At 59.2% G+C, this 14722-nt stretch carries 13 protein-coding genes; 9 read left to right on the top strand and 4 right to left on the bottom strand.

Going from position 1 to position 14722, the window contains the following annotated elements:
- Positions 1–37: 37 nt before the first annotated feature.
- The 8 genes from ahcY (at position 38) to secA (ending at position 10582) form a co-directional block, all read left to right on the top strand.
- Complete coding sequence (gene ahcY / locus ATK06_RS00715; RefSeq protein WP_048381425.1) at positions 38–1489, top strand: adenosylhomocysteinase; 1452 nt, start codon at positions 38–40, stop codon at positions 1487–1489.
- The gene (locus tag ATK06_RS00710; RefSeq protein ID WP_048381423.1) at positions 1489–2127 is read left to right on the top strand and encodes a dTMP kinase; all 639 of its coding nucleotides are present in this window, start codon (positions 1489–1491) and stop codon (positions 2125–2127) included. Before ahcY ends, ATK06_RS00710 begins: the two co-directional genes overlap by 1 nt.
- Before the next feature lie 56 nt (positions 2128–2183).
- Complete coding sequence (mtrA, locus tag ATK06_RS00705) at positions 2184–2867, top strand: MtrAB system response regulator MtrA (protein WP_048381421.1); 684 nt, start codon at positions 2184–2186, stop codon at positions 2865–2867.
- Positions 2868–2888: 21 nt separating this feature from the next.
- Entirely contained in the window at positions 2889–4634 is a 1746-nt protein-coding gene (mtrB, locus tag ATK06_RS00700) for an MtrAB system histidine kinase MtrB (RefSeq protein WP_098388676.1), read from the top strand.
- The gene (gene lpqB, locus ATK06_RS00695; protein WP_098388675.1) at positions 4631–6352 is read left to right on the top strand and encodes an MtrAB system accessory lipoprotein LpqB; all 1722 of its coding nucleotides are present in this window, start codon (positions 4631–4633) and stop codon (positions 6350–6352) included. The genes mtrB and lpqB overlap by 4 nt, the downstream gene beginning before the upstream one ends.
- A 21-nt stretch (positions 6353–6373) precedes the next feature.
- Complete coding sequence (locus ATK06_RS00690) at positions 6374–6994, top strand: ComF family protein (protein ID WP_048381419.1); 621 nt, start codon at positions 6374–6376, stop codon at positions 6992–6994.
- Positions 6995–7159: 165 nt separating this feature from the next.
- Complete coding sequence (gene hpf, locus ATK06_RS00685) at positions 7160–7828, top strand: ribosome hibernation-promoting factor, HPF/YfiA family (RefSeq protein WP_048381417.1); 669 nt, start codon at positions 7160–7162, stop codon at positions 7826–7828.
- 210 nt (positions 7829–8038) lie between these two features.
- Positions 8039–10582, top strand: coding sequence for a preprotein translocase subunit SecA (secA, locus tag ATK06_RS00680; protein WP_098388674.1), 2544 nt, complete (start codon positions 8039–8041; stop codon positions 10580–10582).
- A gap of 98 nt (positions 10583–10680) precedes the next feature.
- Here secA and ATK06_RS00675 read toward each other — a convergent pair whose 3' ends face one another.
- The 4 genes from ATK06_RS00675 to ATK06_RS00660 all read right to left on the bottom strand — a co-directional run bounded on the left by ATK06_RS00675 (position 10681) and on the right by ATK06_RS00660 (position 14191).
- Positions 10681–11310, bottom strand: a complete 630-nt coding sequence (locus ATK06_RS00675) for a LutC/YkgG family protein (protein ID WP_048381415.1) — start codon at positions 11308–11310, stop codon at positions 10681–10683.
- Positions 11311–12849 (bottom strand): LutB/LldF family L-lactate oxidation iron-sulfur protein, encoded by a 1539-nt coding sequence (locus tag ATK06_RS00670; protein ID WP_048381413.1) that lies wholly within the window; start codon positions 12847–12849, stop codon positions 11311–11313.
- A complete protein-coding gene (locus tag ATK06_RS00665) occupies positions 12846–13631 on the bottom strand; it encodes a (Fe-S)-binding protein (protein WP_098388673.1) in 786 nt (261 codons plus the stop codon). The genes ATK06_RS00670 and ATK06_RS00665 overlap by 4 nt, the downstream gene beginning before the upstream one ends.
- Before the next feature lie 128 nt (positions 13632–13759).
- A complete protein-coding gene (locus ATK06_RS00660) occupies positions 13760–14191 on the bottom strand; it encodes a hypothetical protein (protein WP_048381411.1) in 432 nt (143 codons plus the stop codon).
- Positions 14192–14310: 119 nt separating this feature from the next.
- Here ATK06_RS00660 and ATK06_RS00655 point away from each other — a divergent pair, with 119 nt between their 5' ends.
- On the top strand, positions 14311–14721 hold the full coding sequence (locus ATK06_RS00655; protein WP_048381409.1) for an HAD-IA family hydrolase: 411 nt from the start codon (positions 14311–14313) through the stop codon (positions 14719–14721).
- Position 14722 lies beyond the last annotated feature (1 nt).

Below are 14722 nucleotides of genomic sequence, written 5' to 3'. Positions count from 1 at the left end.
ACGCATAAAAACACTCTACGAAGGGAAGTGTCACCCCATGGCCGAACAGCGCCCTACCGTCACTGAATTCAAGGTTGCAGACTTAAGCCTGCACGAGGCTGGTCGCCACCAGATTCGCCTCGCCGAGCATGAGATGCCTGGCCTGATGGAATTGCGTCGTGAATATGCTGATGAGCAACCTTTGAAGGGTGCTCGGATCGCAGGTTCTATCCACATGACCACCCAGACAGCGGTTCTCATTGAGACGCTGGTTGCCCTGGGTGCTGAGGTCCGTTGGTCTTCCTGCAACATTTTCTCCACTGAGGACGAGGCAGCGGCTGCGATCGTCGTCGGCGATGGCACCCCGGAGAATCCAACGGGTTCGCCAGTGTTCGCATGGAAAGGTGAGTCGCTGGATGAATACTGGTGGTGCGTGAACCAGATTTTCTCGTGGGGTGAGGGCGTGGAGCCGAACATGATCCTCGACGACGGCGGTGACGCCACCATGGCTGTCATCAAGGGCAGCGAATTCGAGGCTGCCGGCGCTGTCCCACAGCCGGATGAGACCACCTCTGACGAGGAAATCGCATTCCTGGGCATGCTGCGCGAGGCTTTGGCGAAGGACTCCTCCAAGTGGGGGCGCATTGCGGAGTCCGTCAAGGGCGTCACCGAGGAAACAACCACCGGTGTCCACCGCCTCTACCAGGCTGCCGCCGACGGCACCCTGCCGTTCCCCGCGATGAACGTCAACGACGCCGTCACCAAGAGCAAGTTCGACAACAAGTACGGCACCCGCCACTCGCTTATCGACGGCATCAATCGCGCTACAGACGTGCTCATCGGCGGAAAGAACGTGCTCATCTGCGGCTACGGTGATGTGGGCAAGGGCTGCGCTGAAGCAATGAAGGGCCAGGGTGCCCGCGTGAAGGTCACGGAAGCCGATCCGATTAACGCTCTCCAGGCGCTGATGGAAGGCTTCTCCGTGGTTCGCGTGGAAGATGCCATCGCCGAGGCGGACATCGTCATTACCGCTACCGGCAACCGCGACATCATCACCTGGGATCACCTCATGGCGATGAAGGATCACGCGATTCTGGGCAACATCGGCCACTTCGACAACGAAATCGACATGGCCTCCCTGATTCACCGCGACGACGTCACCCGCACAGAAATCAAGCCGCAGGTCGACGAATTCACCCTGCCTAACGGCCGATCCATTATTGTTCTGTCGATGGGCCGCCTGCTCAACCTGGGTAACGCCACCGGCCACCCCAGCTTCGTGATGTCCAACTCCTTCGCGGATCAGACCATCGCGCAGATTGAGCTCTTCCAGAATGGCGATAACTACGACAACGAGGTGTACCGCCTGCCGAAGATCTTGGACGAAAAGGTTGCCCGCATCCACGTCGAGGCTTTGGGCGGCCAGCTCACCGAGCTGACCAAGGAACAGGCTGCGTACATCGGCGTGGACGTTGCTGGCCCCTTCAAGCCGGAGCACTACCGCTACTAATGATTATCGCAGTCGAGGGCATCGACGGTGCCGGCAAAAACACCCTGGTGAGCGCTGTAAGCGAGGCCTTCCCGGGAGTGGAAGTGCTCTCTTTCCCACAGTATGGAAAGAACGCGCCTGCACGCCTGGTGCAGCGCGCCCTGTACGGGAAGATGGGGGACCTGACCGAATCCGTCAACGGCATGGCCACCATGTTCGCCCTTGATCGCCATGCCGCCGTGGATTATCTCAACCAATTCGCGGCAGGCGGCGCGCGGTCCCACGACATCTTGTTGTGCGACCGCTACGTGGCCTCGAACGCGGCATATTCGATGGCCCGCCTCCACGACCTTGACCCGAATGGTGCCATTGCTACGTGGACCAAAGACGTGGAGTTCACCGAGCTGGGCCTGCCGGTGCCAGATCTTCAGGTGTTGCTGGATACCTCCCCGGAAGTGGCGGCGCAGCGCGCCCAGCGCCGCGAAAAACTGGATGCGCGCCGCACCCGCGACGAATACGAAAAAGACGCGGGGCTTCAAGACCGCACCTTCGCCGCGTACCAGGTGCTTGCACAAAATAGTTGGGCCAGCCCGTGGCTGGTAACCTCTTCTGCAGAAGAATTGGTTGAGCAGATTACCTCCCTGCGCGCTGCCCGCTGAGTCCCAAGACCAGCGGACATACCGCGGGGCTGCAAGCAGAAAGGGGACCACTACGCATGGTTGCCACCATCCTGGTCGTCGACGATGATCCTGCGATCTCGGAGATGCTGACGCTCGTTTTGGAATCCGAGGGTTTCACAGCTGTCCCCGTCATGGACGGCACGGAAGCCGTAGCCGCGTTCCACCAACATGACCCCGATTTGATTCTGCTTGACCTCATGCTTCCTGGTATGAACGGGGTGGATATCTGCAGGGCTATCCGCACGGAATCTTCTGTTCCGATTGTCATGCTCACCGCGAAAACCGACACCGTGGATGTGGTGTTGGGCTTGGAGTCTGGCGCCGATGATTACGTGACCAAGCCGTTTAAGCCTAAGGAACTCATCGCGCGTATCCGCGCCCGTCTGCGCCGGATCGTGGAGCATGAGGAAGCGGAGATCATTCACATCGGAGATATTGAAATTGATGTCCCGCAGCACATTGTTACCCGCGACGGCGAAGACCTAGGGCTTACCCCAATGGAGTTTGACCTCCTCCTTGAAATGGCACGCAAACCAGGCCAGGTGTTTAGCCGCGAGGAACTGCTGGAAAACGTGTGGGGCTATTCCAATTCGCCGGATACCCGACTGGTGAACGTGCACGTTCAGCGGTTGCGCGCGAAGGTGGAGCAGGACCCAGAGAATCCACGCTTGGTGCTCACTGTGCGTGGTGTGGGATACAAGACCGCCCACGGCGAATAAGCCTTCAGGTGTTAACCAACTGTGCGTGAAAAAATTCAAGCGTGGATTGATCAGCTCGTCTATCGGTTCCGGACGTCGCTGCAATTTAAGGTCGTCGGTAGTTTCGTCGCACTGACTACCATCATCATGGTCCTGTTTGGCATCGGCCTGCTGACTTTGGTGACTCAGCAGTTGGTCAACGCAAAAATTGACACCGCGAGCGCGGAGGTGGAGCGTGCGCGGGTCACGGTCGAGGAACAAGTGTCCTCTACTGCCACTGGCAGTTCGGTCCAGGTGCGGTTGAACTCGGCGCGCGCGGCTTTGACCACGCGGGCGTCGCAGCAGGCTGAGACCCAGTCCACTTTCGACGCGGTGCTTCTAGTGAGCCATCGCGACGGCACAGTGACGGTATCGCCTGAGGGGTACAGGATTCCTGACAAGTTGCGCCACTTCGTTGATGAAGGTCAGGTGGCTTATCAATTCACCCCGATTTCTCGGGAGAACGGTACCTCTTATAACGCGCTGGTCATCGGTAGTCCTACGGCGTCTGATATTCCGGGCCTTCAGGTGTACCTGGTGCTGTCGATGGAAGACGATGAAGAGATGCTGGCCCTTTTGCGCATGCTCATCGTCGGTGCGGCGGGTGCCCTTATTGTGGTCTTGTCGGCGGCTGGTTACATTTTTATTCGGCAGGTGATTAATCGCGTGCGTGCGGCGTCGGAAATTTCTGAGCGCCTGGCCGAGGGGCATTTGCGTGAACGTATGCCGGTTGAGGGGGAAGACGAGATGGCTCGTCTTGCAATGAGTTTCAATACGATGGCCAGTTCATTGTCGGCGAAGATTTCCCAGTTGGAGGACTACTCGGAGCTGCAGCGACAGTTCACTTCCGACGTCTCGCATGAGCTGCGTACCCCGTTGACGTCGATACGCATTGCCGCGGACCTGATCGAGGCAAAGTCCGACGATTTTGATCCGGCTACCAAGCGCAGCGCTGAGGTTCTGGTCACGCAGGTGGATCAGTTCGAACAACTCCTTGAGGACCTGCTCGAGATTTCGCGCCACGACGCCAATAAGGCGGACTTGGTTCTGCACCCGGCCGACGTGCGCGATTGCGTCCACGGCGCATGGTCGAGTGTGAAGGAACTGGCGGACAAGGTCGGGGTTCCTGTCTTCTTCCCGGACCATACTGCGCCCCTACCTGCGACGATTGAGCCGGTACGTGTGGAGCGTATCGTCAAGAATCTTTTGGCTAACGCCGTGGACCACTCGGAGAATAATCCGGTTGTGGTGCGCTGGGCTGCCACTGAAGAATGTATTGCGCTGACCGTCACGGACCACGGCGTTGGGTTGAATCGTGGCGACGAAAATCGTATTTTCCAGCGTTTCTGGCGCGCGGATCCCTCGCGCGTGCGGCACTCTGGCGGTACCGGCTTGGGTCTGGCAATTGCGCTCGAGGACGCTGAATTGCACGGCGGTTCCCTCGAGGCTGCCGGCACCCCCGGTGTGGGGTCACAGTTCCGGCTGGTACTCCCGACGGCGCCGGGAAAGAGCATCATGCACCCGCCGCTGGGCCTCCGGGCTCCGGTCAAGCAGGATCGTGATTCCATGCTCGCTATGGTCACGCGCCCGACGGTGACGCTTCTCGACGTCCTCGGCCCCGACGCACCGGATACTCCTGACGCGGCGGCTACTCTGGAAGAACCGGTCACTGAGGCAGGGGCACACGAGAAGCAGCCGGACCCGTCAGATACCTTGCTCAAGCCGGAAGAGAAGGGGGAAGTACGGTGAAGCGTAAACTTGCACGGCACGTCAAGGTTGTGGTCGCGGTGGCGTCGATAGGCGTCCTGGGAGCGTGCAGTTCCCTGCCTGCGAATACGGAGCCCACTGCGCTGCATTCCTTCCAACCGCCTGTCGTGGAGGAGGAATCCCTGGCGCCGCAAGATGGCCGCGAACCGGATCTGCTGCTGCGTGATTTTTACGCCGCGCTTGCCCGTCCGACCCAGGACTACCAGGCGGCACGTGCTTTCTTGGCTGGTGATGCGGCCCAGAATTGGCGTGCGGAGGACCGCACGTTGGTGGTCGACCGGATCGACATCAACTCGCAGGTGAGCCAGTCGGAGAACCGACGGGTCTTTGACGTATCTGGCATCGTGGTGGGGCAACTGGCTACGGATGGTTCGTACACGCCTGATCACAGCACGTATACGGCGCATATTGAGATGCAGAAGGTCGACGGCCAGTGGCGCATCACTGCGCTGCCGGCTGGGGTGGTTATTGAGCGTGTGGAGCTGCGAAATCATTACGATCCGCGCAACGTGTATTTCCTCGCCCCAGGTGGAAATGTACTGGCCCAAGATCGCCGGTGGACGTATAACGGTCAGACGAATATGGTGACCGTCTTGGTCAACATGCTCATCGAGGGGCCCTCCCAGCAGATTCGTCCCGGCGTCTTTAGCGCGATCCCTAAGGAGGCGACGTTCCTCGGACTCAATGATGGCGTCTACGAGTTCACCGGTTTCCAGAACGCCACTCCCGAAGAGCGCCTGCACTTCGGTGCCCAACTGGTGTGGACACTGGCGGATGCAGGTGTTCCGGGACCCTATGATGTGCTTCTCGACGGCGTCCCGTTGTCACCCGGCTACGCGTCCCTCTCGACGGACGATTTCGCAGCCTATAACCCGCAGGTAGCCTCTGCGGCCGTGCAACCGATTTACGCGCTTCACGACGGTCACGTCTACCGCGTCGCGTCCTCTGGCATCGAGCCGGTGCCCGGCGAGGTGGGCGTGGGCCAGCCGGTGCAGTCCGCCGATATATCCCCACGCCAGCGGGTCGCCGCGGTGCGTGCAACCGGGAATGGGAATGAGAAAGAACTGGTGATTGGCACCTTGGACGGGGCCGTCACGGTGGTTGGTCGAAACGACATGATTACCCGGCCGAGCTTCGAATTCGATGATTCCGCAGTATGGACAGTCGTAGGCGAAAGTGACGTAGTGCGTGTCGTGCGCGCTCCGAATACTGGGGATATTTCGCAACAACCAGTGGATACGTCGTCGTTAAGCGCGATCGAGGGGGAGATTTCGGTCTTGCGCCTGTCGCCGAGTGGTGTGCGGGTTGCCATGATCATCAATGGGCACCTGTATATGGGTGTGGTGGAGCGACAGGCAAACGGCGCTCGCCGCATTGTCAACGTGCACGAGCTCGCTCCGGCACTGGCCGGAACTGCGGTGTCGGTGGCGTGGCAGCCGGCGGGTTTTCTCGTCGTGGGGACGTCCTCTGCGGAGACCCCGATTTGGCGGGTGGAGTACGACGGCTCCGCGGTCGCTACGCTGCCCTCGGGTAACGTGACCGTGCCGGTCGTGGCTGTGGCGTCGACGGGAACCACCGTGTACTTGACTGACGCCATCGCCATCCGTCAATACACCACAGGTGCCGGTGCTGATACCTCTTTCTGGCGTGAAGTACCTGGCCTGCAAGGCCTGCGTTCTGCACCGATTGTGGCCCAATAACAGCGGGGAACGGGGGACTAGATGTGGGATGAACTGGCGGACCTGATTGTGCCGCGCTACTGTGCCGGATGCGGTGCCGCCGGGGCGGTACTCTGCCGTGACTGCTTCGACCACGTGCGCCAACCTCCACACCTCATCAGCTCTACGACCGACGTGGGAGTCCCCGTGTTCAGCATGGGGCCGTACTCGGAGATTCGCCAGCGGCTCATCGTGGCGATGAAAGAACGAGGCAACATGGCCGCGCGCCGGGCACTCGGTCCCGTCTTTGGGGCCGCGGTCGCGTACCTGCAAGCTCGCGGTGAGCTTGGAAGATCGCTGGTTGTTGTGCCTGCTCCGACGAGTGTTGCGCACGCCCGAGCCCGCGGTGGGGATCATGTGACTGCGATCGTCGCCGCTAGTGGCGTCCCGTACGTGCAGGCGGTTCGGCACCGACAGGGAGTGCGTGATTCGGTCGGGCTTGGCGTGCATGCGCGGAGGCTTAACATGGCTCACGCGGTTGAAGTTGTGGCACCGCCACAGCCAGTCTCTGCGGTGCTTTTCGACGACATCGTGACCACCGGAGCGACGCTGCAAGCAACTGTCCGCGCATTAATATTGGCAGGTTGGCAGGTCGAGGCTGCCGTTACGCTGGCAAATGCCTGACAATGCGGAATCTTCCGGACGTAAAAATGTTGTGGCGGGTAACATAGGTTGTAGTTCCTAAAGGCTATCGCACAGGCGGACATCCCTGAGTTGAAAGCCCGAACTTATGTGGTGGCCTTGGACAGTTTGTGACCTATCCGTCCTTATGTGAAAGGGAGAAGCACGATGAGCAATCCTGCTGAGAACGCCGAAGTCTTGAGCCCCGACGCCCAGGTGACCATCACCGGCCGCAATGTTGAAATCCCGGAACACTTTGCAGAGCGCGTCCACACCAAGTTGGCCAAGATTGAAAAGCTTGACCCTACACTCACTTTCTTCCACGTGGAATTGCAGCATGAGCCCAACCCACGCCGTGAAAACGAGTCTGACCGTATTCAGATCACCGCTACCGGCCGTGGCCATATTGCCCGTGCAGAAGCTAAGGAAGACAGCTTCTACGCTGCACTGGAGACTGCGCTGGCTAAGATGCAGCGTTCCCTGCGTAAGGTGAAGGCTCGTCGTTCCATCGCCCAGTCCGGTCACCGTGCTCCGAAATCCACCGGCGAGATTGCTGCTGAGTTGGCTGCTGAGGCTGAGGCAGCGCGCGCAGAGGGCGAGCAGAAGGCTGATCCTTACGAGGATTTGGTCCAGGACGTTCGTCCCGGCCAGATTGTGCGCCGCAAGGAGCACACGTCCACTCCAATCAGCGTGGATGAGGCGCTCAGTGAGATGGAATTGGTCGGCCACGATTTCTATCTCTTCGTTGATGAAGAGACCGGCCGCCCATCTGTGGTATACCGCCGCCACGCATACGATTACGGTCTGATTTCTCTTGCTGAGGAAGAGGAAAAGTAAACCATTAATGCGGATTACCGCTAGTGTTCCCACTGCCACGTGGGCGCTAGCGGTTTCGTGCTTTCAGCATATTCCCAGTTGGGCTAAATGGTAAGTACAGCGTAGTCTGACTAAGATTATTCAATTGGTAATTGTCCAGGTTTCGCCGTGGCGCCTGAAGGGTGCCGGCCGGGCCTGGCAGCGATATGTAAACCGTAAGGAACCTGCAACGTGTTTGGACTTTCCAAGCTGCTCCGCGCCGGCGAAGGCCGTACTGTTAAGCGTCTGAAGAAGATTGCTGACCAGGTATGCGACCTCGAACCTGAGATCGAAAAGCTCTCAGACGATGAGCTCAAGGCTAAGACGGATGAGTTTAAGAAGCGTCTCGCTGACGGCGAAACCTTGGATGACATCCTGTTGGAAGCCTTTGCAGTGATCCGCGAGGCATCGTGGCGCGTGCTGGGCCAGAAACCGTACCCAGTCCAGATTATGGGCGGCGCGACCTTGCACTTTGGCGACGTTGCCGAGATGCGCACCGGTGAAGGTAAGACACTGACGTCCGCGTTGCCGGTTTACCTCAACGCGCTTGAGGGCAAGGGCGTGCACGTGGTCACGGTGAACGATTACTTGGCTAAGCGTGACGGCGACTGGATGGGCCGTGTGCACCGGTGGATGGGCCTAACTGTGGGCACGATTCTTTCGGAGATGCGCCCCGCAGAACGCAAGCAGGCGTATGCGTGCGACATCACGTACGGCACGAACAATGAACTTGGCTTTGACTACCTGCGCGATAACATGGTCCGCAGCCTGAATGACAAGGTGCAGCGTGGCCACCACTACGCCATCGTGGATGAGGTGGACTCGATTCTTATCGACGAAGCACGTACCCCACTGATCATCTCTGGCCCGGTGGACGGTTCCTCCCAGTTCTACAACGTGTTTGCCCAGTTGGCGCCACGCATGCGCGAGGGTATTCACTACGAGGTTGACCAGCGTAAGCGCACCGTCGGCGTGCTCGAGCAGGGCGTCGAGTTCGTGGAGGACCAGCTGGGTATCGACAACCTGTATGCGCCACAGAACTCGCAGTTGGTCAGCTACCTGAACAACGCGCTAAAGGCGAAGGAACTCTTTGAGCGCGATAAGGACTACATCGTGCGAAACGGTGAGGTGCTCATCGTGGACTCCTTCACCGGCCGTGTTTTGGCGGGCCGTCGTTACAACGAGGGCATGCACCAGGCCATCGAGGCTAAAGAGGGCGTGGAGATCAAGAATGAAAACCAGACCCTTGCAACGGTGACGCTGCAGAACTACTTCCGTCTGTACGACAAGCTGGCCGGCATGACCGGTACGGCGGAGACCGAGGCAGCCGAGCTGCACCAGATTTACAAGGTCAACGTTGTTCCGATCCCGCCGAACCGCCCGAACCAGCGTGTGGACCACTCGGACCGTATTTACAAGACCCAGGAAGCAAAGTTCGCCGCAGTTGCCGACGACATCGCCGAGCGCCAGGCTGCCGGCCAGCCCGTGCTGGTGGGTACCACCTCGGTGGAACGTTCCGAATACCTATCCCAGCTGCTGCAGCGCCGTGGCATCAAGCACAACGTGCTCAACGCGAAGTACCACGAGCAAGAAGCGGAGATCATCGCACAGGCAGGTTTGCCAGGCCAGGTGACTGTTGCAACCAACATGGCTGGTCGTGGTACGGACATCGTACTCGGCGGTAACCCCGACATCTTGCTGGATATTCGCCTGCGTGAGCGTGGCCTGGACCCCGTGGAAAACGCTGAAGAATACCAGGAAGCGTGGGAGGCAGAGCTGCCTGCGTTCAAGGAAAAGTGTGAGCGCCGTGGTGACGAGGTCCGTGAAAACGGCGGCCTGTACGTCCTGGGTACAGAGCGCCACGAGTCCCGTCGTATCGATAACCAGCTGCGTGGCCGTTCCGGCCGCCAGGGTGACCCAGGCGAGACCCGCTTCTACCTATCCATGCGCGACGACCTCATGGTGCGGTTCGTCGGTCAGTCCATGGAGAACATGATGAACCGCCTCAACGTCCCCGACGACGTCCCCATCGAGGCGAAGATGGTCAGCAACTCCATCAAGGGTGCGCAGGCGCAGGTGGAGAACCAGAACTTTGAGATGCGTAAGAACGTGCTCAAGTACGACGAAGTTCTCAACGAACAGCGCAAGGTCATCTACCGCGAGCGCAACCACATCCTCGAATCCGAGGACATCGGCGAGAACATTCAGACCATGATCGACGACACCATCTCCGCCTACGTCGACGGCGCCACCGCCGAAGGCTACGTGGAGGACTGGGACCTGGATACCCTCTGGCACGCGCTCGACGCACTGTACGGCCCGACCTTCAGTGCCCAGGAGCTTATCGACGGCTCCGAGTACGGCCAACCAGGCGAACTCACCGCCGAGGACCTCAAGGCAGCAGTACTTGTCGACGCCCACCGCGAATACGATCGTCTGGAAGAAAACGTTGCCGCAATCGGTGGCGAGCAGCAGATGCGCAACATCGAGCGCATGATTATCCTGCCGGTCATTGACCAGAAGTGGCGTGAACACCTCTACGAGATGGATTACCTCAAGGAGGGTATCGGCCTGCGTGCGATGGCACAGCGTGATCCTCTGGTTGAGTACCAGAAGGAAGGTGGCGACATGTTCTTGGCTATGAATGATGCGATCAAGGAAGAAACGGTTCGCCAACTGTTCCTCCTGCGCCCGCAGTTTGAGCCAAAGGATGAGGACACTACGGTGACCGTCTAAAAGCCGCGAGAACAGCCCAGCATGCGCTGGGCTTTTTTCATGCAAAAAACTGCCCCACCAGGAACGGGAAACCTAGTGGGGCAGACTCTGGATGTTAGTTAGTCGATCACGAAGACGATGAGGTCTCGTGGACCGTGGACACCTTCGACGCGTTCCAACTCGATGTCGGATGTTGCGGAGGGGCCGGAGATCCAGGTAATCGGGGTGTCGGGGGAGAGGCGAGAAACGGTCTCTGGGATGCCGTACACGACGGTGTCCATGTGGACTAAGACGATGTGACGGTCAGGGACCAGGGTGAGGGCGCGGCGGCCATCTTTAGCGCCCGCTTGCAGGCAGATGGTGCCGGTTTGTGCGCAGGATACGGTGGAAGCGGTCAGCACTGCGTCCACGGAATTCAGTGCACGCGGGTCGGACTTCACGTCGTCTGCCGTTGCAGTAACGTCGGCGTCGGAAAGCAATTCGCTATCGAGGCCGGGTGCGTACACGACGGTTTTCGCACCGCGGTCAGCGAGGACTTCTGCCAGCTTGGCTGGGACCTCGTCGGTGGTGGTGCGGACGACGTCAGCCTTGTAGTCCACGAGGCGGTCAATGAGAAGTTCCCGCAGATCATCGCGGCTCATATCAGAGCTGCGCTTGTAGTTGCGTGGAATCTCGCGCGGCTCTGCTGGGACGCCAGCGAGCTTCTCCGCATTGCGGATGCGGCTCAGGATTTCAGCTTTTGCGCTCATTTACTTATCCTTCCCAGCGTCGTTTGGCATGCCTTCGCGGCGAGCTTGCTCGAGGAGTTCCTTGGCCTCGTCGGTCTCCCACCACTGGCGGAACGACTTCTTCGGTGGAACAGCGGTATCGCGGACATCGGACCAGCCAGCGAAGATGAATGGCAGGCTCGTCATGATGTGGTTACGGCCGCCGAGGATACGGGCCATCCATACCCAGTTCATCGCAAAGTCCCACAGTTTCGGCTTGCCCCACGCCACCTGAGCAGCACCCATGAGAGTGCCCTCGATCTTGGGCTTGTCGGTCTCGACCTTCTGGTGGCGCATCTCCAGGAGAATGTCGGTGATCGGAATCTTCACGGGGCAGACCGAGTCGCAACGACCACAGAGAGAGGATGCGTACGGTAGGGAAGCGGATGGGTCATCCTTGCTGTCAATACCAGTCAGCTGCGGGGTCAAGATGGCGCCAATCGGGCCTGGGTAGACCGAGCCGTAGGCGTGGCCGCCGGCGCGCTCGTAGACGGGGCATACGTTCAGACAAGCGGAGCAGCGGATGCACTTGAGTGCCTCGCGGCCAATCGGGTTGGCCAATGCTGCGGTGCGTCCGTTGTCAAGGAGCACGATGTGGAAGTTCTGTGGGCCGTCGTCCTCCGTGACACCGGTCCAGATGGAGGTGTACGGGTTCATGCGTTCGGCGGTGGAGGAACGCGGCAGTAGCTGGAGGAAAACTTCCAGGTCTTGGAAGGTTGGAACCAGTTTTTCGATACCCATCACGGAAATCAACGTCTCTGGCAGGGTCAGGCACATGCGGCCGTTGCCTTCAGATTCGACGATGGAGACCGTACCGGTCTCGGCGACACCGAAGTTCACGCCCGAGATCGCAACCTTGGCCTTCATGAACTGCTGGCGCAGGAAGGAGCGCGAGGCTTCCGCCAACTCTGGTGGGTTGGCCGGAAGGGTCTCGTCGGTATTAGGCATTTCGCGGACGAAGATGTCGCGGATCTCTGCGCGGTTGCGGTGAATAGCCGGCACCAGAATGTGGGACGGCTTGTCCTTGCCCAGCTGGACGATCAGCTCGGCCAAGTCGGTTTCCTGGGCGTGGATGCCTTCGGCCTCAAGGACTTCGTTGAGGGCGATTTCCTGGGTAGCCATGGACTTAATCTTGACTACCTCAGTCTCACCAGTGTCCTTGATGAGCTTGGTAATAATCTGGTTGGCTTCCTTGGCGTCGCGTGCCCAGTGGACGTGACCGCCGCGAGCCGTCACGGCTGCTTCGAACTGTTCCAGCAGGTCAGCTAGGCGCGCTCCGACATCGAGCTTTAGGGCAGAGCCAGCAGCGCGCAGATCCTCCCAGTCGTCCATTTCGGACACCACGCGGGCACGCTTGTTGCGGATAGACGTTGTCGCGTGCTTGAGGTTGCGACGCTGCGTAGCGTTGTCGAGGCCGTCGTGAGCCGCGGCGGTGAAGCCACGGTCACCGCGCAGGTGCGAGTACGTGGGATCTTGGGAAGCCCGTGGGGGCAGGGTGGGTTGTCCGAGTGAAACTTTCACAGCATGACCTCTCGCTTGTATGCAGCCTTTTCCGGGGTCCACGGGTGTTCCTTCGTGGATGCCAAGATTTCAGCGATATGCAGGGCGCGGATACCAGTACGCTGGCGCGATAGGGCGCCGGCGATGTTCATCAGGCAGGAAGAGTCGCCGGCGGTGACGTATTCTGCGCCGGTGCTGCGAATGTTGGTCACCTTGTCGGAGACCATCGCAGCGGATACTTCCGCGTTCTTAATAGAGAATGTGCCGCCGAAGCCACAGCATTCTTCAGAGTTCGGTAGCTCTACTAGCTCAAGCCCCTCGACGTTGCGCAGCAATTCGTATGGGCGGTCGCCTAATTTAATGAAACGCAGGGAGTGGCAGGAAGCGTGGTAAGTGACTTTGTGGGGGAACCACGCGCCAAGGTCTGTGCGCTGTTCGACGTCGCACAGGAACTCGGTCAGTTCCAAAGTCTTATTCGCAGTTTCCTTGGCGCCGGTGGCTAGGGCCTTGGATCCGTAACGGTCGGCGATGCGCTCGTGCTGTTCGCGGACAGCGCCGGCGCAGGAACCGGACGGTGCGACGACGTAATCAATCGATGGATCATTAAATGCATCCACGTACGATTCAATGATTGGTACAGTTTCGCGCTGGTATCCGGTGTTGATGTGCATCTGGCCGCAGCAAGTCTGCCCCTCAGGGAAAACGACCTCATGTCCAAGGCGCGTCAGAAGGAGCGCAGTGGCTTTGTGGGCGTCAGGGAAGAGTGCGTCGCCGATGCAGGTTGTAAATAATGCAATACGCATATGCTCTCCTAGAGTTGTGATAACAGTTACCCAGTCTAGTGGAATATGGTGTTATTTACTATTTAAATATCGCGCTGACCTGCGATAATATGGAAACATTAATGTTGCGTAATTAGGAATTGGGCAGGTCAAATTATCTGTAGTTCTACCAGAGTTTTACCCACAACTTTGCCGACGAAGGCATAGGCATGACCCCCCGTTCGGACAATCCCGTGAAAGTTAACAAAACGGATGTCGTACTTTGTCGATACGTCGGGGTCCAGATGCGTGATCTCCACAGCCTTCCCCGCCGGGTGGCGTAGCCGAGTATTTCGCAGCATTTTATTGATAAAAGGACTATATGTCGGCCAGTGGATAAGACTATTCGGGCGGGAGCGAATCAAAACCTCAAAGACCACCTGACAGCGGGCGCGTACCAGCGCCACGATGGCCGGGTCCACGGCCTCAGGTTCGGATTCAGCTGGGCGGGGAGGTGGGGCGACGTCGAGCGTCGATAAGAGCACCAAACCGGGGATAGGGCGCAGCCGCGAACCGCGCTGCACAGACTGCGAAATGGGCACAGCAGAATCTCCTGACGTATCCGCCAGGCAGGTGTAGGAACCTAAACGGTATCATGGCCTATAACTCGACGGAGATGAATCGGGCCTTCTTAAGGCCCCACAACGTAGGAAGGGACTGTATGCGCGGATTAATCGTGGATTATGTAGGCGTGCTCGACGGCACGGAGGAAGACCAGAAGCGGTGGCGCACCCTATTTGCTGCCGCCCGTGAAAACGGTGTGGGAACCGCCATCCTGTCTAACGATCCAGGCGGCCCGGCGGCAGAACCAATCCGCGAATGGGAATACCGCGGAATCGTTGACGCCGTACTCCTCTCCGGCGAAATCGGTGCCGAGAAGCCCGAAGAAGCAGCCTTCGAAGCAGCGGCCAACGCACTAGAACTACCCATGAACGATTGCGTGCTTGTCGACGACAACGTGCTCAACGTTCGCGCGGCCGTCGAAAGTGGCCTGGTGGGCGTGCTGTTCTCCAACTTCGACCGCACCGTCGTTGAGATTGTGAACCTATTCGATATTGAGGGTGAGTTCTAAG

The organism is Corynebacterium renale, from assembly GCF_002563965.1.
In the GTDB taxonomy this organism is placed as follows: Bacteria; Actinomycetota; Actinomycetes; order Mycobacteriales; family Mycobacteriaceae; genus Corynebacterium; species Corynebacterium renale.
This window is presented reverse-complemented; position numbering and strand designations above follow the sequence as displayed.